Below are 22,167 nucleotides of genomic sequence, written 5' to 3' on the forward strand. Positions count from 1 at the left end.
CTGCACTGCTGCTCATGCCAGCGGGAGCCGTGCCCGCCCGCGGAGGTTCAGCGCGCCGGCAGCGCCGCACCTCGTCCGGCGCCGTTGGCCGACTTTGCACGTGGACGTGTGCGCGCGGCGGATTTGGCGGGCACAGCGGCGGCAGGCTCCGATTGCCGCAGCGCCGCGTCGATGAGCGCATCGGCCATCCACAGCGCGATGCGCTCCACCTCGCGGTCGGGCAGATTCCAGATGTCTTTCAGGATCACGTAGGGCTCGATGCCGTACACCACCGAGAGCGCCCGGTGAAGCCGATCGCGCAGCGCGGGGGTCAGCGTCGGGCCCAGCGGCGCAATGGCGTGCTCCAGGATGCGGACGCGGTGGCCGCGCCGATAAGGCTCTTCTTCCAGCAGGCCGGCCCGCTCCAGCGCCCATTGCTCGAGCGAGAGCTGGGCCGCGGCGCGCAGTTGCGGCTCGAATTCCTTGAAGCGCGGAAAGGTCTGAACGAAGAGCTCGTGCACCCGCTCGCGCCCGCTGGGGTTGTCGGACGCCAGCGCGCGCACCGGGCCCAGGGAGCTGTCGATGACGGCAGTCACCAGCGCGCTGCGACTGGCGAAGTAACGATAGGCCGTGGCGCGCGACACCTTGGACCGCACCGCCACCTCGGCCACCGAAGGGATATGCCCATCCTGCCGGATGATGTCCATGGCCGTCTCCAGCAGCAGGCGAAAGGTGGCGGCCTTGACGCCGCGGGTGGGCGCAGGCGGGGGTTCCGAGAGCTTGTGTTTGAGGCGAGCCATGGGGTTTGTCCGTAGTCGTTGGAGGCCTGGCCTTGCTTGTGGCGCCCGGGATCGGAGCCGTATGATGCACGCATCCCATTTTGAGACGCAAGTCTCAAAACCGGTGCAAGAGGCGCACCAGCCTCACATGTGTTCCCTGACCTTGCGGCGCGGGCCATCTTCATGGCTCGGTATGACCGCGAGGCTTGACGGAGACAACCGATGCGCATGGCCAGCTGGCAATGGGGCGGACGTGACCACGTGGGCACCATCTCGGCAGACGGGCGCGAAGCCACGCCCCTGGCCGTGCGGGATTGTGCGCGCGGCGTGCTGCCACTCATCCAGTCCGTGGCCCAAGGCGAACCAATGCCCTCCCCTTCGGGCGCGAGGCTGCCGGTTGAAGTCATCGAGCTGCGCGCCCCGCTGCCCAGGCCGCTGCGCAGCATCTTCTGCGTGGGCCGCAACTACCACGCGCATGCCAGGGAACTCGCAAGCACCGTGTTCAGCAGCACGATGCCCAAGGAAGATCCGTGGCCCATCGTGTTCTCCAAGCTGGCCGAATGCGTGGTGGGGCCGCACGACCAGGTGAAGCTGCCTTCTCCTTCGACATCGGTGCAGATCGACTACGAGTCGGAGCTGGCGGTGGTCATCGGCAAGGGCGGCATCGACATCCCCAGGAGCCGCGCGATGGCGCATGTGTTCGGCTACACCATCGTCAACGACGTGACGGCCCGCGACGTTCAGATGCGCCATCAGCAGTGGGACCTGGGCAAGAGCTTCGACACCTTCTGCCCGATGGGCCCGTGGATCGTCACCGGCGACGAGCTGGACGGCAATGCCACCCGCGTGCGCGGCTACGTGAACGGCGAGCTGCGGCAGGACGGCCTGACGCGCGACATGATCCACGACATCCCCACCCTCATCGAGACCTGCTCGCGCGGCATCACGCTCTATCCGGGCGACGTGATTGCCACCGGAACGCCGGCCGGCGTGGGCATGGGGTTCGATCCTCCGCGCTGGCTGCGCGCGGGCGACCGGGTTCGCATCGAGATCGACGGCATCGGCGCCATTGAGAACAGCTTCGGCTGATCCAACAGGCCTTCGACATGACACTGCATCTGATCGACCGCCTGGCGGTGGAAGACGAGGGCGACGGCCCGGCGGTCGTGTGCGTGCACGGGCTCGGCGGCAGCTCCAACAGCTGGACGCCGCTGATGCCGGCGCTCGCGCGCCATCGGGTGATCCGCGTCGACCTGCCCGGCAGCGGACGCTCGCAAGGTGCCGAAGGGCCGCTCACCATCGAGCGCTATATGCAGTCGCTGCTCAACGTGTGCTCGCGCCTTGGCGTGACGCGTGCCCACTGGCTGGGCCATTCGATGGGCACCATCGTCTGCCAGCACGTGGCAGCCACGCAACCCAGGCTGGTGGCCAGCCTGGCCCTCTTCGGCCCGCTGATTGCGCCGCCCGATGCCGCGCGCAGCGCGATGCAGCAGCGTGCCGAGAAGGCGCGTACCGGTACGGCTGGCATGCAGGAGATCACGCAGGCCCTGCTGGGCACTGCCATTTCATCCGATACGCGCCAGCGGCTGCCGGTGGCGGTGGCCTTTGTGCGCGAAAGCCTCATGCGGCAAGGCGGCGAGGCCTATGCGCGCAGCTGCGAGGCCCTGGCCGGCGCGCAACCGGCCGCGGTAGAGAACATTGCGGCGCCGGTGCTGCTGGTCACCGGCGATGAAGACGGCGTGGCGCCGCCCCAGTCCGTTCGTGCCATGGCCGACCGCCTGCACAACGCCGCCAGCAAGCGTGTCGTGGTGCTGCCGCGCTGCGGCCACTGGACACCGGTGGAACGGCCCGAGGAATGCCAGCGCGAGCTGCGCGACTTCCTTCAAGCCAATTCAAGGAGCTGAGCCATGGCCGACGTGCTCTTCACCAACGTGCGCATCTTCGACGGCGGCGGCGAGGCGCCATTCACAGGCGACGTGCTGGTCCAGGGCAACCGTATCGCCCGCGTCGTGAAAACCGGCTTCGGCGCCCGCTCGCAGCCGGTGGCCGGCGCGCGCACCATCGACGGCGCCGGCGCCTTCCTCATGCCCGGCATGGTCGAGGCCCACACGCACTTCTCGTGGAACGACCAGCCCAGCCTGGATGCGATCCAGCGGATGCCACCGGAAGAGCACATCCTCTGGTGCGCCCAGGTGGCCGAGCGCTACCTCGACATGGGCTGGACCAGTTGCGTGGGTGCGGCCTGCGCCAAGCCTCGGCTGGATGTGGTGATCCGCAATGCGATCAACGACGGCACCATCGTCGGGCCGCGCTATCTCGCAGCCAGCCAGGAGATCACGGTTCCCGGCGGCCTGGGCGACACCACCCAGCCGCACCTGCCCCAGTCCGAATTCGCGTTCGGGGCGGTGGTGAGCGGCGCGGAGGAAATGCGCCGCTGCGTGCGCACCTTCGCCAAGTGGGGGGTCGATTCGCTGAAGATCAATCTCTCTGGCGAATCCATCACCGGCATGTCCAGCGAGATGAGCCAGTTCACCTCCGAGGAAGTGCGTGTGTGCGTGGAAGAGGCCAAGGCCTGGGGCAAGCGCGTGGCGGCACATGCACGCTCGACCTGGTCGATCAAGGAATGCGTGCGGCAAGGCATCGAGGTGATCTACCACGCCAGCTTCACCGACGAGGAAGCGCTGGACATGCTCGAGGCCCACAAGACCGAGCACTTCATCGCGCCGGGCCTGGCCTGGCTCATCAACACCTGCCACAACGCGAGCCAGTGGGGCCTGACGCCCGAGGTGACCCGCAGGATGGGCTACCACCGCGAGCTGGAGGCAGCGGTGGAAAGCATGAAGGCCATGCGCAAGCGCGGCATCCGCATCCTGCCCGGCGGCGACTACGGCTTTGCCTGGACGCCGCACGGCACCAACGCGAAAGACCTGGAGTACTTCGTGAAGTACGTGGGCATGAGCACCATGGAAGCCCTGCTCTCCGCCACCGCCTGGGGCGGGCCGATGATGCGCATGGGCAAGGTGCTGGGCTACATCCGCGAAGGCTACCTGGCGGACATCCTGCTCATCGACGGCGACCCGCTCGCCGATATCACGGTGCTGCAGGACAAGTCGCGCATCCTGGCCGTCATGAAGGACGGCGAATTCCACCGGGCGCCCGAGATGCATGCGGCCGCCCGGCCACTTTCCGTGTCCCCCATGACCCGCTGGGCCGCCTGACTTCCTGACCACGGAGGCGAACATGGCAGACGTCCTCTTCACCAACGTGCGCATCCTCGATGGCACCGGAGAGAACCACCCCTACACCGGCAGCGTGCTGGTGCGCGAGAACCGCATCCGCCAGGTGGGACGCAGCACCGCGCCCATCGCGCCCGGCGGCGCCACGGTGATCGACGCGGCAGGCGCCACGCTGATGCCGGGCATGTGCGAGGCCCACACGCACTTCTCCTGGAACGACGCCGCCACCCTCGCCGCCATCCAGACCATGCCGCTGGAGGAGCATGTGCTGTGGTGCGCCAAAGTGGCAAGGCGGTACCTGCAGGCCGGCTTCACCTCCTGCGTGGGCGCGGCCTGCGCCAAGCCGCGGCTGGACGTGGTGATCCGCAACGCCATCAACGCCGGCCAGATTCCCGGCCCGCGCTACCTGGCGGCCAGCCAGGAGATCACGGTGCTCGGCGCGCTGGGCGACGAGACGCTGCCGCACCTGCCCTTCCCCGAATTCAGCTTCGGCGTGAACATCTGCGGCGCCGACGAGATGCGCAAGGCGGTGCGCCTGTTCCTGAAGTACGGCGTCGACTCGATCAAGCTCAACCTCTCGGGCGACAACTTCACGCCGCAGTCCCCGGCCGAGACCACCTGGATGCTCGACGAGGAAGTGGCCGCCGCCATGCGCGAGGTGAAGATGCGGGGCAAGCGCGGCGTGGCCCATGCGCGGTCTTCGGAAAGCGTGAAGCAGGCGCTGCGCCACGGCATCGAGCTGATCTACCACGCGAGCTTCGTCGACGAAGAGGCGCTGGACATGCTGGAAGCGAAGAAGGACGAGATCTTTGTCGCGCCGGGCATCGCCATCCTCTACGCCATGCTCCACGAGGCCGAGCCCTGGGGCATCACCCACGCCATGGCCTGCGACATGGGCTACCAGATCGAATGGGACGCCGCCTGCGTGTCGCTCTCGAAGATGCACAAGCGCGGCATCCGCGTGCTGCCCGGCGGCGACTACGGCTTTGCCTTCACGCCGCACTGCCAGAACGCGCGCGACCTGGAGTTCTTCGTGAAGTACCTGGGCTTCACACCCATGGAGGCGATCCGCAGCACCACGCTCTACGGCGGCCAGGTGATGAAGCAGCCGCACGAGCTGGGCCTGGTCAAGGAAGGCTACCTGGCGGACCTGCTGCTGGTGGACGGCGACCCGCTGGCCAACCTCTCCATCCTGCGCGACCCCAAGCGAATCCTGGCGGTGATGAAGGACGGCGTGTTCGCCAAGTCGCCGGAAATCGCGGCGCAGCGCCAATGGGAGCGCGCCGCGTGACGAGGCGCGCCCGCAGTCTTCTTGCCGTGTGGCTGCTGGTGGGCGGCCCCGTTGCCGTCTTCTCCATCTGGGCACTGGTAGAGAACCCGCGCTTGTACGTCGTCACCCTCCTCAACGGCCTGACGCTGGCCTCGCTCTACTTCATCGTCGCCAGCGGGTTCACGCTGGTGTTCGGGCTCATGCGCAACGTGAACCTGGCGCATGGCTCGCTTTATTTGCTGGGCGGCTACGTGGGCTACGTGGTCGCGGCGCGCACGGGGTGGTGGCCCGTGGCGCTCGGGGCAGGATTCCTCTCGGCGGCGATCGCCGGCCTGGCCATCCAGTGGCTGATCCTGCGCCACATGCAGGGGCAGGAACTGCGCCAGACCATGGTGACCATCGGCCTGTCGATCGTCATTGCGGACATTCTGCTGTGGGTCTTCACCGGGCAGGTCCACCAGATGGAGGCGCCCAGCTTCCTGCAAGGCCCCATCCGCGACATCCCGCTCATCCGCGCCTACTCGGCCTACCGGCTGAGCCTCCTGTTCATGGGCATCGCCATCGGGGTGCTCTTGTGGCTCTTGCTCAATCGCACGCGCATCGGCGCCATGATCCGGGCCGGCGTGGACGACCGGGGCATGCTGTCTGCGGCCGGCGTCAACGTGAATCTGCTGTTCGCCTTCACCTTCGCGCTGGGAGCTGGCCTCGCCGGCATCGGCGGCGTGATCGGCGCGGTGGAGCTGTCGATGGTGCCGGGCGAGGACACGCGTCTGCTGCTGGCCTCGCTGATCGTGGTCATCGTGGGCGGCATGGGCAGCGTGGTCGGCGCAGCACTGGGCGCGGTGATTCTCGGCCTGGCGGAAACCTTCGGCCTGGCCTACGCGCCGACCTACAGCGTCGTGCTCACCTTCCTCATCCTGGTGGGCGTGCTGGCCTTCAGGCCACGCGGCATTCTCGGAAAGGCGGCATAGGCATGGCTGCAGCACAGTGGCGCAAGGCCATGAACTCGGCGGCGGCCAGCGCGGCTCGCGCGGGCACTGGCATGCCTTCGCCGGCCCGGGCCGCGGGGGCTGTGCCGGCACCAGCGACGGTCGCGCCTGCTGCCGGCTCTGCTATCTGGAGCGAGGTGTGGAGCTTCGTCACATCTCGCAACCTCGTGGTGCTGCTGGCGCTGGTCGTCTTTCCGCTGGTGGCTTCGCCCTTCGTCACCTTCCAGGTCGGCGCGCAGTCCCTGGTGCTGGGAATGATCGCGCTGTCGCTGAGCTTCCTGGCGGGCTACGGCGGCATGGTCTCGCTGGCACAGATGACCGTGGCCGGTGTGGCCGGCTATGCGCTGGCGGTGCTCGGCCACAGCAGCAGCGCCGACATCAGCCTGGGCTGGCCGTGGTGGGTGGCGGTACCGGTGGCGGTGCTGGTTGCGGTGATCGCATCCACGCTGATCGGCTGGCTCTCGGTTCGTACCGAGGGCATCTACACCATCATGATCACGCTGGCCATCGGCGTGGCCTTCTACTACCTGGTGCTGCAGAACTACAGCGTGTTCAACGGCTTCCAGGGTCTGCGTGAGCTCAAGCCGCCCACGGTGCTCGACATCCAATGGCGCGCGCCCATTCCCTTTTACTTCCTGTCGCTGGTGTGCGCACTGGCGGCCTACTGGCTGGTGTGCCACGTGGTGCGTGCCCCCTTCGGCATTGCGCTGCAGGGCATACGGGACAACCCGCGCCGCATGAGCGCGCTGGGCTATTCGGTGGTGTCGCACCGCGTGGCCGCCTATGCGCTTTCAGGCCTGATCGCCGCCGTGGGCGGCGTGCTGCTGGCCTGGTACAACGCGCTGATGTCGCCGGGCTCCGTGGGCACCGGCTGGCTCATCAACATCCTGGTCATCGCCGTGCTCGGCGGCGTCAGGCACCCGGCTGGCGCCTTTCTCGGCGCACTGGTCTTCGTGCTGCTGCAGACCTTCGCCATCGACCTGATCGACCGCGAACGCTTCAACCTCGTCATCGGCGGGGTGTTCCTCGCCATCGTGCTGTTTTCCCCCGACGGCCTCCTGGGGTTGTGGGCGCGGCTTGCGCAGCGCCTTCGTCCTGGGCGGGCATTGACTTCCAACCAAAGGAGACAACCGTGAAAGTGACGACGACGAAGCGAATCTGGATCCGTTCCATCGTGGGCGCAGCGGCGGCCACTGCACTTTGGGGCGGCGCATGGGCGCAGCAGGGGCAGCCGGTGAAGATCGGCCTGCTGGCCACGCTGGAAGGGCCATTTGCAGCCGGCGGAGCCGACGGCATGCGCGGCGCCGAACTGGCGGTGAAGCAGCGCGGCGGCATGGTGGCGGGACGCAAGATCGAGATCATCAAGGCCTCCTCCGACGCCAAGCCCGACGTGGCAGTCAACGCCACCCGCAAGCTGGTGGAACAGGACAAGGTCGACATCATGGTCGGCCCGTTGTCGGGCGGGGAAGGCATCGCGGTGAAGGACTATTCCAAGACGCAGCCGCAAGTGACCTTCATCAACGGCGGCTCGGGCGCGCAGGCGACGACGCTGACCAACCCCAGCCCCAACTTCTTCCGCTTCAACACCGACGGCGGCCAGTGGATGACCGGCCTGGGCAAGGCGGCGCTGGCCAAGGGCTACAAGCGGGTGATGGTGATCGCCGAGGACTACGCCTTCCCCTATTCGCAGGTGCAGGGTTTCATGACCGAATTCTGCAAGGCCGGTGGCAAGGTGCCCGCGAAGGCCTGGGTGCCGCTGGGCGGCAAGGACTATTCGTCTGTCATCGCCACCATCCCGAAGGACGTGGATGCGCTGCTGGTGGTGCTGGGCGGCGCGGACGCCGTCAACTTCCTCACCCAGTATGAGAACGCCGGCGGGGACAAGCCCATGCTGGGCGGCTCCATCACCGTGAGCCAGGACGTGCTGAACTACAAGGGCAAGCGCCGCGACTCCCTGGTGGGCACCCTCTCGGCCGGCCCGCTGGCCGATGCATACGACGGCGCCGACTGGAAGGCCTTCGTTGCCGACTACCAGAAGACCTATCCGGTCTCGGCCGGCGGCTTTCCCAGCCCGAGCCTGTTCGCGTTCGTGTACTACGTGAACATGAAGGCCGCACTGGATGGCCTGGCCGCGGTCAACGGCGACCTGTCGGGCAACCAGGCCAAGTACCGCGAGGCGCTGTCGAAGATGACGCTCAAGACGCCCAATGGCGACGTCAAGCTCGACAGCAACCGCCAGGCCATCGGCACCACGTTCGTCACCGAGGTCGTGAAGGACTCGCAGGGCAACCTCTTCAACAAGGTGCACAGCAAGGTGGACAACGTCGACCAGCTGCTGGGCATGAAGCCCGACGAGTTCAAGATCGGCTCGCGCGACGTGCCGGCCTGCCCCTGAGCACAAGGTCATCCAGCGTGGCGACCCTCTCCAGCCTTCAGGTGGCCGGCACCCGGACGGGGCGGCCGGCCACCGCCGCGCCACCGCCGCTGGCGTCCAACGATGCGTTGGTGCTCAGCGGCGTGACGCGTGCCTTCGGCGCCCTGAAGGCTGTCGATGAGGTGTCGCTTTCGGTGGCCGCCGGCCAGAAGTACGCCGTCCTCGGTTCCAACGGCGCGGGCAAGACCACGCTGTTCAACACCATCACCGGCGACTTCCCGCCTTCGGGCGGGCGCATCCATTTCTTCGGCGAGGACATCACCGAGCTGCCGCCGCACGAGCGCATCCGGAAGGGCTTGCGGCGCACCTACCAGTCCTCGCTGCTGTTCCGCGACCTGAGCGTGCGCGACAACCTGTTCCTGGCCGTGCGCGGCGTGGCCAGCGGGCGCTTCAGCTTCCGGCGCGCTGGCGCCGGCCATGCGTCTGCGCGCGCCACGCGCGACCTGCTGGAACGGGCACGCCTCACGCACATCGCGGACGAGCGCGTGGCCAACCTGGCCCACGGCCAACAGCGGCAGTTAGAGATCGGCATGGCACTGGCAGGCGCACCGCGCCTGATCCTCTTCGACGAGCCTGCGGCCGGCCTGTCGCCGGCGGAGCGACGAGAGCTGGTGGCGCTGCTGCGCTCGCTGCCGGCGCACATGAGCTTCGTGCTGATCGAGCACGACCTGGACATTGCCCTGCGCGTGGTCGACAAGGTCACCGTGATGCACAACGGCCGCGTTCTGCGCACCGGCACGCCGCAAGAGATCGAGACCGATGCGCAGGTGCAATCCATCTACATGGGGAGCAAGCACTGATGCCCTGGTTCGGCAGCGTCCGCGACAGCGCGCCCGCCAGCACCACGGCACCGGTGCTGGCGGTGGAAGCCCTTGACGTGTACTACGGCCACGCCCACGCGCTGCAAGGGGTGAGCCTTGTTCTGCAACGCGGCGTGCTCGGCATCGTCGGGCGCAACGGCATGGGCAAGACAACGCTGTGCAATGCCATCACCGGCCTGGTCCCGGCGCGCGGAGCCGTGCGGCTGGGCGGCGAGCAGATCCTGGGCCTGGCGCCGCACGAGATCACGCGGCGCGGCATCGCCTACGTGCCCCAGGGTCGACGCGTGTGGCCGTCGCTCTCCGTCGACGAGACGCTGCGCCTGGTGGCGCGCAAGCGCCGCGACGTCGAACGCGTCTACGGCATGTTCCCGCGCCTGGCCGAGCGCCGCGGCCACGGCGGCGCACAGCTCTCGGGCGGCGAACAGCAGATGCTGGCCATCGGCCGGGCCCTGCTGCTGGAGCCCCGGCTGCTGGTGATGGACGAGCCGACCGAAGGCCTCGCCCCGGTCATCGTCGAGCAGGTGGCGCAAGCCCTGCGCGAACTGGCGGCCGAGGGTCGCATCGCCGTGCTGCTGATCGAGCAGAACCTGGGCGTGGCCATGTCGGTTGCCGACCGGATCGGCGTGATGGTCAACGGCCGCATTGCGCAGGAGATGCCGGCATCGGCGCTCGCCGCCGACCGGGAGCTGCAGGAGCGCCTGCTCGGCGTTCGCTCCGGTGGAAACGGTGATGACGAGACAGCAGCCGAACGACCGGCCGAAGCGGCGCCGGCACCTGCGCAAGTCTTCACCGTGCGGCGGGCGCATGCCGAATCCGGCGCCCCGTCGCTCGACGACCTTGCGCCCGCGGCGGTGCGCGGATTCACCCGCTGGAACGCCGGCGGCACCGCTGCGCCCGTGGCGGACATTGCACGCAGTCCTTCGCGCCCCCTGGCTTCAGCCACCAGCACCCCCGCCCCTGCGGCGGCCACAGCCGCCCCGGCGCCTCGCGTGTACGAATTTCCGGTCGCCGCCACCAGCCTGCGCTCGGCCTACGTGGCCGGCACCTTCGACACCAAGGGGCGTGAGCTGAGCTTCCTGCGCCAGTGCCTGGAAAAACTGGGCCTGCGCGTGGTCACCGTCGACCTCTCCACCTCGGGCAAGTCGTCGTCGGCCAGCGTGCATCCGCGCGAAGTGGCGCGCCACCATCCGCAGGGCGAGTCGGCCGTGTTCAGCAACGATCGCGGCAGTGCCATGACGGCGATGGCGCAGGCCTTCGAGGCCTTCCTGCTCACCCGCCGGGACCTGGGCGGCATCATTTCCGCCGGCGGCTCGGGCGGCACGTCGCTGGCCACACGGGGCATGCGCGCACTGCCCATCGGCATGCCCAAAGTGATGGTGTCGACCATGGCCAGCGGGGACACCCGCCCCTATGTGGGGCCGAGCGACATCTGCATGATGTATTCGGTGACGGACGTGCAGGGCATCCACCGCATCAGCGAGCTGGTGCTGGCCAATGCGGCCAATGCCCTGGCCGGCATGATCGCCCATCCCCCGATGGGCCACACGGAGCCGGCGCGCCCGGCCCTGGGCCTGACCATGTTCGGCGTGACCACGCCCTGCGTGCAGGCCGTCACCCATCGGTTGGAGTCGGACTACGACTGCCTGGTGTTCCACGCCACGGGCGTGGGCGGGCAGTCGATGGAAAAGCTGGCGGACTCGGGCCTGGTGGCGGGCGTCATCGACGTCTCCACCACCGAAGTGGCCGACGAGATCGTGGGCGGCGTGCTGTCGGCCGGCCCGGGAAGGCTGGACGTGTTCGCCCGCCGCGCGCTGCCCTACGTCGGCTCCTGCGGGGCGCTCGACATGGTGAACTTCGGCGCCTGGGACACCGTGCCCGAGCGCTTCAAGGGCCGCACCCTGTACCGCCACAACCCCAGCGTGACGCTGATGCGCACCACGGCCGAGGAATGCCAGCGCATCGGCGATTTTCTGGCCGCCAAGCTCAACGCGATGCGCGGGCCGGTGCGCTTCCTCATTCCCGAGCATGGCGTGTCGGCCATCGACCGCACGGGCCAGCCCTTTCACGATCCGCAGGCCGACAAGGTGCTGTTCGACACCATCGAGCGCCAGTTCCGCACCGGCCCGCAGCGCGTGCTGCGGCGCCTGCCGCTGCACATCAACGACGAAGCCTTCGCCGAGGCGCTTGTCGCGGCCTGGCGCGAGATCGCGGCGCCGGTTGCCGCAGGCCGGCGCGCCTGAACGACGCACGACAGACAGGAGGGAACCCATGCCACGCATTGCCAGATCCACCGTGCTGAAGGACCTGCGCGCCAAGATGGCGGCGGGCCGCCCGATCATCGGCGGCGGCGCAGGCACCGGGCTGTCCGCCAAGTGCGAGGAAGCCGGCGGCATCGACCTGATCGTGATCTACAACTCCGGCCGCTACCGCATGGCCGGCCGCGGCTCGCTGGCGGGCCTGCTGGCCTACGGCAATGCCAACGAGATCGTGTGCGACATGGCGCGCGAAGTGCTGCCGGTGGTGAAGAACACGCCGGTGCTGGCGGGCGTGAACGGCACCGATCCCTTCATGATCGCCGACGACCTGCTGGCGCGGCTGGTCTCGCTGGGCTTCTCGGGCGTGCAGAACTTTCCGACCGTGGGCCTCATCGACGGCGTGTTCCGCGCCAACCTCGAAGAGACCGACATGGGCTACGGGCACGAGGTGGCGCTGATCAGGAAGGCGCGCGCCATGGATCTATTGACCACGCCCTATGTGTTCAGCGAGGCCGACGCGCGCGCCATGGCCGGGGCCGGCGCCGACATCGTGGTGTGCCACCTGGGCCTGACCACGGGCGGCTCGATCGGCGCCGACACCGCACTCACGCTGGAAGACTGCATTCCGCGCATCAACGCCTGGGCCAAGGCGGCGCTCGAAGTGAACCCGGAAGTGATCGTGCTGTGCCACGGCGGCCCCATTGCCACGCCGGAGGATGCGCATCACGTCCTGGCGCGCTGCCCGGATTGCGCCGGCTTCTACGGCGCCAGCTCGATGGAGCGGCTGCCCACCGAGGTGGCGCTCACCGAGACCACCCGCCGGTTCGTCCAGATCACGCGATAAGCACAGACCTAGAAGGAGTCGACCCCTATGTCAGGCGCTCAATTCGGAAGCTTCATCCTCGCCCTGATCGTCGTGGCGATCGTCGTCGCCATTGCGGTGTGGCTGCTGCACTGGCTCTACCTGAGAAGCTCCAAGGAAAGGGCCTTCGTGCGCACCGGCCTGGGCGGGCAGAAGGTGGTGCTGGGCGGCGGCGCGTTCGTGCTGCCCATCGTGCATGACGTGATTCCCGTCAACATGAACACGCTGCGGCTGGAAGTGAGCCGTGGCCGTGACAAGGCATTGATCACCAAGGACCGCATGCGTGTGGACGTGATCGCCGAGTTCTACGTGCGCGTGGCCACCAACGCCGAAGCGGTGGCCAACGCGGCGCAGACCCTGGGCCTGCGCACCATGGAGCCGGAGCAGCTCAAGGAGCTGGTCGAAGGCAAGTTTGTCGACGCGCTGCGCACCGCCGCCGCCGAGATGACCATGGAGGAGCTGCATGAGCGGCGCGGCGCCTACGTCAAGCGGGTGCGCGACGCGGTGGCCGACGACCTCACCAAGAACGGCCTGGAACTGGAGGCCGCCTCGCTCACCCAGCTGGACCAGACCGGCATGGAGTACTTCAACCCCAGCAACGCCTTCGACGCCGAGGGCCTGACGCGGCTGACCGAGCAGATCGAGCAGCGCAAGAAGCAGCGCAACGACGTCGAGCAGGACACGCTGGTGGCCATCCGCAACAAGAACCTGGAAGCCGAGAAGCTGTCGCTGGAAATCGACCGCGATGCCGAATACGCCCGCCTGACGCAGCAGCGCGAAGTGGAAATTGCCCGCGCCCGCCAGCGGGCCGAAGTGGCGGCCGAGCGCGCCCAGCGCGAGCAGGATGCCGAGGGCGCGCAGATCAGCGCCAAGCAGGCCATCGACGCGGCACGCATCCGGTCCGACCAGCAGCTGGAACAGGAGCGCATCACCAAGGAGCGCGCCATCCAGAGCGCCGAGATCGAACGCCGCATGTCGCTGGAGCTGGCCGAGCAGCAGCGCGCCATTGCGGTGGCGCGCGAGAGCAAGGCGCAGAGCGAAGCCCAGGCGCAGGCCGAGGAAGCCCGCGCATTGGCCATCGCGGCGGAGGAAAAAGTCTTCACCGCGCGCGAAGTCGAGGCGGCCGAGCGCAAGAAGACCATCGAGCTCATCGCCACCGCGCAGCAGGCCGAGCGCGATTCGATGCGCCTGCGGGCGGCGGCGCAGGCCGAGAAGGCCGCCAGCGCGGACCGCGGCGCCGCCATCCGCGCCCAGGCCGAGGCCGATGCGGATGCCGAGAAGATCAAGGCCATGGCCCAGCGCGTGCGCGCCGAGATCGAAGCCGAGGGCCAGCGCCTGATGAACGAGGCCCACAACATGCTTACGCCCGAAGCCAGGGCCTCGGCCCTGCGCATGCGGCTGGTGGAAAAGGCCGAGGCCATCATCCGCGAATCGGTCAAGCCGATGGAGCGCATCGAGGGCATCAAGATCCTGCAGGTGGACGGCCTGGGCGGCTCCGGCGGCGGCGGCTCCAACGGCTCGGACGGCACCGGCAACTTCTCCGACAGCGTGGTCAATTCGGCGCTGCGCTTCAGGGCGCAGGCACCGCTGGTGGACCAGCTGCTGCGCGAGATCGGCGTGGAAGGCGGCGACATCCAGCGCCTGGCCGGCGCCGCGAGCGGCGTGCATGCCTCGTTGCCGGGCAACAAGGAACCCGGCGCAAAGAAGGAGTAGCCGATGGTGCAGGTCTACGCCTCCAGCGTGATCGATGCCAGCGCGGACAACGTGTGGTCGCGCATCCGCGACTTCAACGGCCTGCCGCTGTGGCATCCGGCCATTGCCGACAGCCGCATCGAGAACAGCCAGCCGGCAGACCGCATCGGCTGCATCCGCCACTTTCACCTGCGCGACGGCGGCGCCATCCGCGAGCGGCTGCTGGCCCTGTCCGACTACGACTACAGCTGCAGCTACGAGATCCTGGAAAGCCCGATGGGCGTGGAGCGCTACGTGGCCACGCTCAAGCTCACGCCGGTGACCGACGGCGGGCGCTGCTTTGCCGAATGGAGCGCGGAGTTCGAATGCGCGCCGGGACGCGAACAGGAGCTGAGCGAAACCATCGGCGGCGGCGTGTTCCAGGGCGGTTTCGACGCGCTCAAACGGCACTTCGGCGGACGTTAGGGCCTGCTGAAGATATGCAAGGGGTCGCAATGCTCGGCAGGTCCTGATGCTCCAGCGAGTCGTCCGCTCCACCGTCATCGACGCGCCCATCGAGCGCGTGTGGGCGGTGCTGCGCGACTTCAACAGCCACGACCGCTGGCACCCGGCCGTCGAGGCCAGCCACATCGAGGGCGGCGAGCGCGGCGACCAGGTGGGCTGCGTGCGCAGTTTCACCCTCAAGGACGGCAACCACATCCGCGAGCAGCTGCTGACGCTTTCGGACCGCGACCACCGCAGCACCTATTGCATCGTCGAGGCCACCGTGCCGCTGCAGCGCTACGTGGCCACGATCACCCTCAAGCCGGTGACCGACGGGCAGCGCACCTTCTGGCACTGGGAATCGACCTTTGCCACGCCGCCAGGACGCGAAGCGGAACTGCGCGACATGGTGGCCCAGGGCGTGTACGAGACCGGCTTCGACGCGCTGCGCCGGCATCTGCGCCAGGGCGAAGACCTGCGTCCGGCCGGTAGCGCACCCATGCCGACCGCCCTGCCCTTGCCGACACGCCGCGTCGTGCTGCACCGCTACGGCGGCGCCGAGGAACTGAGGGCCGAGGATGCGCAGGCAGCGGCGCCGCGCGAAGGCGAAGTGCGCATCCGCCAGCGCGCCATCGGCGTGAACTTCATCGACGTGTACCTGCGCCGCGGCTGGATTCCGCAGATGCTGCCCCTGGCGCCCGAACAACCCGGCGTCCCCGGCATGGAAGCAGCCGGCACCGTGCTGGACGCCGGGCCCGGTGCGGGCGGCCTGTTGCCCGGCGACCGGGTGGCCTACCTCGGCCCCGTGCCCGGCGCGTACTGCACCGTGCGCAGCGTGCCGTCCGACTGGGTGGTGCGCCTGCCGCCGGCGGTGGACGACGAAGTGGCGGCGGCGCTGTTCCTCAAGGGCCTGACGGCCGACTACCTGCTGCGCGACCTCGGCCGCGTCGGCCCCGGCACACGCCTGCTGGTGCATGCGGCCGCCGGCGGCGTCGGCCTGCTGCTGTGCGCGTGGGCCAAGCACCTGGGTGCCACCGTGCTCGGCACTGTCTCCAGCGAAGCCAAGGCACGGCTGGCGCGCGAGCACGGCTGCGACCAGGTCATCGTCACGCGTGACTACCGTTTCGCGGACGCGGTGCAGCGCGCCTGCGGCGGTGCCGATGTGGTGGTCGACGGCCTGGGCGTGGCGGCGCGCGAGGAGAACCTCGCGGCGCTCGCCCGCTGCGGGCACTGGATCAGCCTGGGCCAGGCCAGCGGGCCGCTGCCGCCCATCGAGCCCGACGCGCTGCTGGCCAAGTCGCTCAGCTTTTCGCGGCCGGTGGTGTTCGACTACGTGGCCAGCCCGGCGGTGCTCGCGCAGCGGGCCCAGCGGGTGTGGGCCGCGCTGGCAGACGGCGCCATCCGCGTGCCGCCCATCGAGCGCTATTCGCTGGATGCGGCGGCGCAGGCGCATGAACGGCTGGAATCGCGCGAGCGCACCGGAGCACTCGTGCTCGTCGCATAGCAGCAAAGGAGACCGATCCCATGATCGTCGGCATGAACCACTTCACCGTCATCGTCGAAGACCGCCAGAAGGCGCTCGATTTCTACTGCGGCCTGCTGGGCCTGACGGAAGGGCCGCGGCCGGACCTGGGCTTTCCGGGTGCCTGGCTGTACGCCGGCGGACCGCAGGCGGTGCTGCACATGTATTTCGACCGGCCGGTGCCACCAGGCCGCTCGGGCGTGATCGACCACATGGCGTTCACCGCCCGCGACCTCAAGGCGGTCAAGGCGCGCTTCGACGCCAGCGGCACCCGGTACGACCTTCGCCAGCAGGCCGGCGCCGGGACCTGGCAGCTGTTCTGCCATGACCCGACCGGGGCCAAGGTGGAATTGGACTTCGATCCCTCCGAGACGCTCTGAGGGGCCGGCCCCGCAGCCGGCGCTGGCGGTGGCGCTGGCCGATAATTGGCCAATGAACCCCCTGCTTGCCAAGCTCCAGCCCTACCCCTTCGAACGGCTGCGGCAGTTGTTTGCCGGCGTCACGCCCGACCCGGCCTATTCCCCCATCAGCCTGGGGATCGGAGAGCCCCGGCACGCCACGCCCGGCTTCATCAAGGACGCCTTGATGGCCGGCCTGGGCGCCCTGGCGGTGTACCCGGCCACCGCCGGCGACCTGAAGCTGCGCCAGTCCTTCACCCATTGGCTCAAGACCCGCTACCGGCTCGACCTCGACCCCGCCACGCAGGTGCTGCCGGTGAACGGCTCGCGCGAGGCGCTGTTCGCCCTGGCGCAGACGGTGGTGGATGCCAGCGCGCAGCCGGCGCCGGTGGTGCTCTCGCCCAATCCCTTCTATCAGATCTACGAGGGCGCCGCCCTGCTGGCGGGCGCCGAGCCGTACTACGTGCCCAGCGTTCCGGCGCGCAACTTCGCGGTGGACTGGGACAGCGTGCCGGCCGAGGTCTGGGCGCGCACCCAACTGGTGTTCGTCTGCTCGCCGGGCAATCCCACCGGCGCGGTGATGCCGCTGGACGAGTGGCGCAAGCTTTTTGCCTTGTCCGACCGCTACGGCTTCGTGATCGCCTCCGACGAGTGCTACAGCGAGATCTACTTCCGCGACGAGCCCCCCCTGGGCGGGCTGGAAGCCGCCGCCCGCCTGGGCCGCAGCGACTTCAGGAACCTGATCGCCCTCACCTCGCTTTCCAAGCGCAGCAACGTGCCGGGCCTGCGCAGCGGCTTCGTGGCGGGCGACGCGGCGCTCATCAAGTCCTTCCTGCTCTACCGCACCTACCACGGCAGCGCCATGAGCGGCGCGGTGGCCGCGGCCAGCATCGCGGCCTGGGGCGACGAATCGCACGTGGTGGACAACCGCGCCCAGTACCGTGCCAAGTTCTCGGCAGTAACACCATTGCTGGACAAGGTGCTGGACGTGCGCCTGCCCGACGCCAGCTTCTACCTGTGGGCCGGGGTGCCGGCGGCGTGGCAAGGCGACGACACCGCCTTCGCCCGCGAGCTTTACCGTCAATACAATGTGACCGTGCTGCCGGGCTCGTACCTGGCGCGCGACGCGCAAGGCCACAACCCCGGGCGCGGCCGCATCCGCATGGCCCTGGTGGCCGAAACCTCCGAATGCACCGAAGCCGCGCACCGCATCGCCGAATTCGTCAACAAGGGCCGCTAGCCACATCGCCAACGCCGCCCTGACCTCCCTCATACCAACCAGAGCATCCGAGCATCCATGACCCAGCAACTCCAGCAAACCATCGACGCCGCGTGGGAAGACCGCGCCAACATCTCCGCCACCGCCGCTTCCAAGGAAGTGCGCGATGCGGTCGAGCACGTCATCGCCGAGCTCAACAACGGCAAGCTGCGCGTGGCCACCCGTGAGGGCGTGGGCAAGTGGACCGTGCACCAGTGGATCAAGAAGGCGGTGCTGCTGTCCTTCCGCCTGAAGGACAACGAGCAGATGCAGGCCGGCTCGCTGGGCTTCTACGACAAGGTGCCCACCAAGTTCTCGCACCTGTCGGCCAGCGAGCTGAAGGACGCGGGCGTGCGCATCGTGCCGCCGGCCGTGGCCCGCCGCGGCAGCTACATCGCCAAGGGCGCGATCCTGATGCCCTCTTACGTGAACATCGGCGCCTACGTGGGCGAAGGCACCATGGTCGACACCTGGGCCACCGTGGGCTCGTGCGCGCAGATCGGTGCCGGCGTGCACCTGTCGGGCGGCGTGGGCATCGGCGGCGTGCTGGAGCCGCTGCAGGCCGGCCCCACCATCATCGAGGACAACTGCTTCATCGGCGCGCGCTCCGAAGTGGTCGAAGGCGTGGTGATCGAAGAGAACTCCGTGCTGGGCATGGGCGTTTACATCGGCCAGAGCACCCCGATCTTCAACCGCGACACGGGCGAAATCAGCTACGGCCGCGTGCCGGCCGGCAGCGTGGTGATCAGCGGCGGCCTGCCCAAGAAGACCAAGTCGGGCCAGGACTACACCACCTACGCCGCGGTCATCGTCAAGACGGTCGATGCGCAAACGCGCTCCAAGACCAGCCTGAACGACCTGCTGCGAGACTGATGGCGAGCCGCAGCCCGGCGGAGGGCCGGGCCTGCGGCTCTGGATGGCAACGCTGACGACGACAACGACGAGGAGAGAGCAATGAGCACGATGGAGCGAATTCTTCGCCTGATGGCCGACCGCAAGGCCTCGGACATCTACCTTTCGGCGCATGCGCCGGCGCAGATCCGCATCAACGGCCAGTGCCTGCCGATCAACGCGCAACTGCTGCCGCCGGAGGCGCCGCTGTCGCTCCTCTCCGAAATCCTGCCGGCCAACCGCATCGACGAGCTCAAGCGCAATGGCGAGCTCAACACCGCCGTGGCGCTGGAAGGCGCCGGCAACTACCGCATCAGCGCCATGCGCCAGCGCGGCACCTATGCGGTGGTGGTGCGGCACATTCCGTCGACCATTCCGGCCTTCGACACGCTGAACCTGCCGCCCATCCTGAAGACCCTCATCATGGAAAAGCGCGGCCTGATCCTGATGGTGGGCGCCACCGGCGCCGGCAAGACCACCACGCTGGCGTCGATGATCGACTACCGCAACGAGAACGCCAGCGGCCACATCCTCACGGTGGAAGAACCCATCGAGTTCACCTACGCCAACAAGAAGTCGCTGGTGAACCAGCGCGACATCGGCAGCGACACCGAATCGCTGCAGCTGGCGCTGAAGAACGCGCTGCGCCAGGCGCCCGACGTGATCCAGATCGGCGAAATCCGCGACCGCGAAACCATGGACGCGGCCATTGCCTATGCGCAATCGGGCCATCTGTGCGTGGCCACGCTGCATGCCAACAACAGCTACCGGGCGCTGAACCGCATCCTGAGCTTCTACCCCGTGGAAGTGCGCCCCACCCTGCTGGGCGACCTGGCCTCGGCCCTGCGCGCCATCATCTCGCAGCGCCTGCTGCGCACGCCCGACAACAACCGCGTGCCGGCCATCGAGATCATGCTCAACACGCAGCTGGTGGCCGACCTGATCGAGAAGGGCGACTTCTCCGCCGTGAAGGAAGCCATGGAGCAATCCATGGCCGAGGGCTCGCAGACCTTCGAGGAAGACATCGCCCGCCTGATCGTCGACGGCCGCGTCGACCGCGCCGAGGGCCTGGCCCACGCCGACTCGCCCACCAACCTGATGTGGCGCCTGCAGAACCGCAAGGCGCCCGCCGAAAAACACGAAGAGCGGGCCCTCCTCGACCAGCTCGAGGAACCCACCTTCACCGACATCACGCTCGACGTGAAATTTTGACCCTCCAATGTCTCGCACGCTGCTCCTTGCCGAACAACTGATCTCGCGCCCCTCCGTCACCCCCGAAGACGGAGGCTGCCAGCAGTTGCTCGGCGAGCGGCTTGCCAAGCTCGGCTTCGAGCTGGAGACCATCGAGAGCGGGCCCGACACCTTCCGCGTCACCAACCTCTGGGCGATGCGCCGCAGCAGCCACGCCCAGGCGCGCACGCTGGTCTTTGCCGGCCATACCGACGTGGTGCCCACCGGCCCGCTCGAGCAATGGACCAGCCCGCCCTTCACCCCCACGCACCGGGACGGCAAGCTCTACGGCCGCGGCGCCTGCGACATGAAGACCTCGCTGGCCGCCTTCGTGGTGGCCATCGAGGAGTTCCTGCAAGCCCATCCCCAGCCGCACCTGAACCTGGCCCTGCTGCTCACCAGCGACGAAGAGGGCCCGGGCGTCGACGGCACGGTGATCGTGTGCAACCAGCTGCGCGACCGCGGCGAGAAGCTGCACTACTGCATCGTGGGCGAACCCACCGCCGTGGAGCGCACCGGCGACATGATCAAGAACGGCCGGCGCGGCACCATGAGCGGGCGCCTCACGGTCAAGGGCATTCAGGGCCACATCGCCTACCCGCATCTGGCGCGCAACCCGGTGCACACGCTGGCCCCCGCGCTGGCCGAACTCGTGGCCATCAACGACGCCGGCGCCTGGGATGCAGGCAACGCGCACTTCCAGCCCACCAGCTGGCAGGTGAGCAACTTCCACGCGGGCACGGGCGCGAGCAACGTCATTCCGGGCACGGCGGTGGTGGACTTCAACTTCCGCTTCTCCACCGAGTCCACGCCCGAATCGCTTCAGCAGCGCGTGCACGCCGTGCTCGACAAGCACCAGCTGGACTACGAGCTGCAATGGACCGTGGGCGGCCTGCCCTTCCTCACGCCGGCCGGCGAACTGGTGGCGGCGGTCCAGCAGGCCATCCGGGACGAGACGGGCATCGAGACCGAGCTGTCCACCAGCGGCGGCACCAGCGACGCGCGCTTCATCGCCAAGGTGTGCGACCAGGTGGTCGAGCTGGGCCCGGTCAACGCCAGCATCCACAAGATCGACGAGCACATCGCCGTTGCCGACATCGAGACGCTGAAGAACATCTACCGCCGCGCCATCGGTGCCCTGGACAGCCTGGGGAGCCGATGAGCACGGTAATTCAATTGATAGAGGCCGGCGCCAAGCTGCTCACCCAGGGCGGCGTGGCTTTTGGCCACGGCACCACCAATGCCTTCGACGAAGCCGCCTGGCTGGTGCTCTGGCGCCTGAAGCTGCCGCTGCACGACCTCGACGCCGTGGCCGAGCGCGAGGTGTCGCCCGCCGACGCCCAGCGCGTGGGCGCCCTGCTGCAAGAGCGCATCGACACCCGCCTGCCGGCGGCCTACCTCACGCGCGAGGCCTGGCTGCAGGGCGTGCCCTTCTTCGTGGACCAGCGCGCCATCGTGCCGCGCAGCTTCATTGCGGAGCTGCTGGCCGACGGCACCATCGACCCCTGGCTGGGCGAACACACCCGGCGCGTGCTGGACCTGTGCACCGGCAACGGCAGCCTGGCGGTGCTGGCCGCCATGGCCTATCCGGACGTGCAGGTGGACGCGGCGGACCTGTCGACGGCGGCGCTGGAAGTGGCGGCCATCAACGTCACGCGGCACGAACTGGACAGCCGCATCACGCTGTTGCAGTCCGACGGGCTGGCCGACGTGCGGGGGCCGTACGACCTGATCCTGTGCAACCCGCCGTACGTCAACGCGCAAAGCATGGACGCCCTGCCCGCGGAATACCGGGCCGAGCCCGAGCTGGCACTGGCTGGCGGCACCGACGGCATGGACTTCATCCGTGGCCTGCTGGCCGCGGCACCGGGCTGCCTCAGCGACAATGGCGTGCTGGTGCTGGAGATCGGCAACGAGCGCGAGCATTTCGAAGCGGCCTTTCCGCAGCTCGAGGTGGTGTGGCTGGCCACCAGCGCCGGCGAAGACCAGGTGCTTCTGCTGACGAGAGAAAATCTCGCCTGACGCCCCGGGGGCCTTCGCCCCCGATTTCTGAGCCGGCATTCCATCC

Annotated in this window: 20 protein-coding genes and 1 pseudogene; 20 read left to right on the top strand and 1 reads right to left on the bottom strand. The window is 68.6% G+C overall.

The annotated features are described in order from the left end of the window. Window positions 1-47: 47 nt before the first annotated feature. Entirely contained in the window at window positions 48-779 is a 732-nt protein-coding gene (locus VSO01S_RS00195; RefSeq protein WP_068639783.1) for a TetR/AcrR family transcriptional regulator, read from the bottom strand. A gap of 201 nt (window positions 780-980) precedes the next feature. Between VSO01S_RS00195 and VSO01S_RS00200 the strand changes: the two genes are divergently transcribed. The 20 genes and pseudogenes from VSO01S_RS00200 to prmB all read left to right on the top strand — a co-directional run bounded on the left by VSO01S_RS00200 (window position 981) and on the right by prmB (window position 22,121). Beyond that, the gene (locus VSO01S_RS00200; protein ID WP_068639784.1) at window positions 981-1,847 is read left to right on the top strand and encodes a fumarylacetoacetate hydrolase family protein; all 867 of its coding nucleotides are present in this window, start codon (window positions 981-983) and stop codon (window positions 1,845-1,847) included. Between the two features lie 17 nt (window positions 1,848-1,864). Beyond that, complete coding sequence (locus VSO01S_RS00205; protein WP_068639785.1) at window positions 1,865-2,662, top strand: alpha/beta fold hydrolase; 798 nt, start codon at window positions 1,865-1,867, stop codon at window positions 2,660-2,662. Between the two features lie 3 nt (window positions 2,663-2,665). Further along, on the top strand, window positions 2,666-3,976 hold the full coding sequence (locus tag VSO01S_RS00210; protein WP_084241597.1) for a metal-dependent hydrolase family protein: 1,311 nt from the start codon (window positions 2,666-2,668) through the stop codon (window positions 3,974-3,976). A 22-nt stretch (window positions 3,977-3,998) separates the two neighbouring features. Continuing rightward, window positions 3,999-5,285: a metal-dependent hydrolase family protein gene (locus VSO01S_RS00215; RefSeq protein ID WP_068639786.1), complete on the top strand. Its 1,287-nt coding sequence runs from the start codon at window positions 3,999-4,001 to the stop codon at window positions 5,283-5,285. Beyond that, complete coding sequence (locus tag VSO01S_RS00220; protein ID WP_218002299.1) at window positions 5,282-6,235, top strand: branched-chain amino acid ABC transporter permease; 954 nt, start codon at window positions 5,282-5,284, stop codon at window positions 6,233-6,235. Before VSO01S_RS00215 ends, VSO01S_RS00220 begins: the two co-directional genes overlap by 4 nt. A gap of 2 nt (window positions 6,236-6,237) precedes the next feature. Next, window positions 6,238-7,389 (top strand): branched-chain amino acid ABC transporter permease, encoded by a 1,152-nt coding sequence (locus VSO01S_RS00225; protein WP_218002300.1) that lies wholly within the window; start codon window positions 6,238-6,240, stop codon window positions 7,387-7,389. Then, the gene (locus tag VSO01S_RS00230; protein ID WP_218002301.1) at window positions 7,386-8,648 is read left to right on the top strand and encodes an ABC transporter substrate-binding protein; all 1,263 of its coding nucleotides are present in this window, start codon (window positions 7,386-7,388) and stop codon (window positions 8,646-8,648) included. Before VSO01S_RS00225 ends, VSO01S_RS00230 begins: the two co-directional genes overlap by 4 nt. A gap of 17 nt (window positions 8,649-8,665) precedes the next feature. Next, complete coding sequence (locus tag VSO01S_RS00235; protein WP_218002302.1) at window positions 8,666-9,487, top strand: ABC transporter ATP-binding protein; 822 nt, start codon at window positions 8,666-8,668, stop codon at window positions 9,485-9,487. Next, a pseudogene (locus VSO01S_RS28135) lies at window positions 9,487-9,987 on the top strand (ABC transporter ATP-binding protein); the annotation flags it as partial. The gene VSO01S_RS00235 and the pseudogene VSO01S_RS28135, both read left to right, overlap by 1 nt. A 540-nt stretch (window positions 9,988-10,527) precedes the next feature. Continuing rightward, the gene (locus VSO01S_RS00240) at window positions 10,528-11,748 is read left to right on the top strand and encodes a Tm-1-like ATP-binding domain-containing protein (RefSeq protein ID WP_245684071.1); all 1,221 of its coding nucleotides are present in this window, start codon (window positions 10,528-10,530) and stop codon (window positions 11,746-11,748) included. 28 nt (window positions 11,749-11,776) lie between these two features. Continuing rightward, the gene (locus tag VSO01S_RS00245; protein ID WP_068639789.1) at window positions 11,777-12,607 is read left to right on the top strand and encodes a phosphoenolpyruvate hydrolase family protein; all 831 of its coding nucleotides are present in this window, start codon (window positions 11,777-11,779) and stop codon (window positions 12,605-12,607) included. A gap of 27 nt (window positions 12,608-12,634) precedes the next feature. Next, complete coding sequence (locus tag VSO01S_RS00250; protein ID WP_068639790.1) at window positions 12,635-14,338, top strand: flotillin family protein; 1,704 nt, start codon at window positions 12,635-12,637, stop codon at window positions 14,336-14,338. 3 nt (window positions 14,339-14,341) lie between these two features. Beyond that, entirely contained in the window at window positions 14,342-14,782 is a 441-nt protein-coding gene (locus tag VSO01S_RS00255) for an SRPBCC family protein (RefSeq protein WP_068639791.1), read from the top strand. Between the two features lie 46 nt (window positions 14,783-14,828). Continuing rightward, window positions 14,829-16,304 (top strand): SRPBCC family protein, encoded by a 1,476-nt coding sequence (locus tag VSO01S_RS00260; protein ID WP_068639792.1) that lies wholly within the window; start codon window positions 14,829-14,831, stop codon window positions 16,302-16,304. A gap of 20 nt (window positions 16,305-16,324) precedes the next feature. Continuing rightward, window positions 16,325-16,702 carry a VOC family protein gene (locus VSO01S_RS00265; protein WP_068639793.1) on the top strand — a complete coding sequence of 126 codons (378 nt, stop codon included), beginning with the start codon at window positions 16,325-16,327 and terminating at the stop codon, window positions 16,700-16,702. Between the two features lie 52 nt (window positions 16,703-16,754). Beyond that, on the top strand, window positions 16,755-17,960 hold the full coding sequence (dapC, locus tag VSO01S_RS00270) for a succinyldiaminopimelate transaminase (RefSeq protein WP_068639794.1): 1,206 nt from the start codon (window positions 16,755-16,757) through the stop codon (window positions 17,958-17,960). A gap of 57 nt (window positions 17,961-18,017) precedes the next feature. Beyond that, window positions 18,018-18,851 carry a 2,3,4,5-tetrahydropyridine-2,6-dicarboxylate N-succinyltransferase gene (gene dapD / locus VSO01S_RS00275; RefSeq protein ID WP_068639795.1) on the top strand — a complete coding sequence of 278 codons (834 nt, stop codon included), beginning with the start codon at window positions 18,018-18,020 and terminating at the stop codon, window positions 18,849-18,851. Between the two features lie 81 nt (window positions 18,852-18,932). Beyond that, window positions 18,933-20,081 carry a PilT/PilU family type 4a pilus ATPase gene (locus tag VSO01S_RS00280; RefSeq protein ID WP_068639796.1) on the top strand — a complete coding sequence of 383 codons (1,149 nt, stop codon included), beginning with the start codon at window positions 18,933-18,935 and terminating at the stop codon, window positions 20,079-20,081. A gap of 7 nt (window positions 20,082-20,088) precedes the next feature. Continuing rightward, window positions 20,089-21,261 (top strand): succinyl-diaminopimelate desuccinylase, encoded by a 1,173-nt coding sequence (gene dapE / locus VSO01S_RS00285; protein WP_068639797.1) that lies wholly within the window; start codon window positions 20,089-20,091, stop codon window positions 21,259-21,261. Further along, a complete protein-coding gene (gene prmB, locus VSO01S_RS00290) occupies window positions 21,258-22,121 on the top strand; it encodes a 50S ribosomal protein L3 N(5)-glutamine methyltransferase (RefSeq protein WP_068639798.1) in 864 nt (287 codons plus the stop codon). The genes dapE and prmB overlap by 4 nt, the downstream gene beginning before the upstream one ends. Window positions 22,122-22,167: the final 46 nt, after the last annotated feature.

Source organism: Variovorax soli NBRC 106424, from assembly GCF_001591385.1.
GTDB lineage: Bacteria > Pseudomonadota > Gammaproteobacteria > Burkholderiales > Burkholderiaceae_C > Variovorax > Variovorax soli.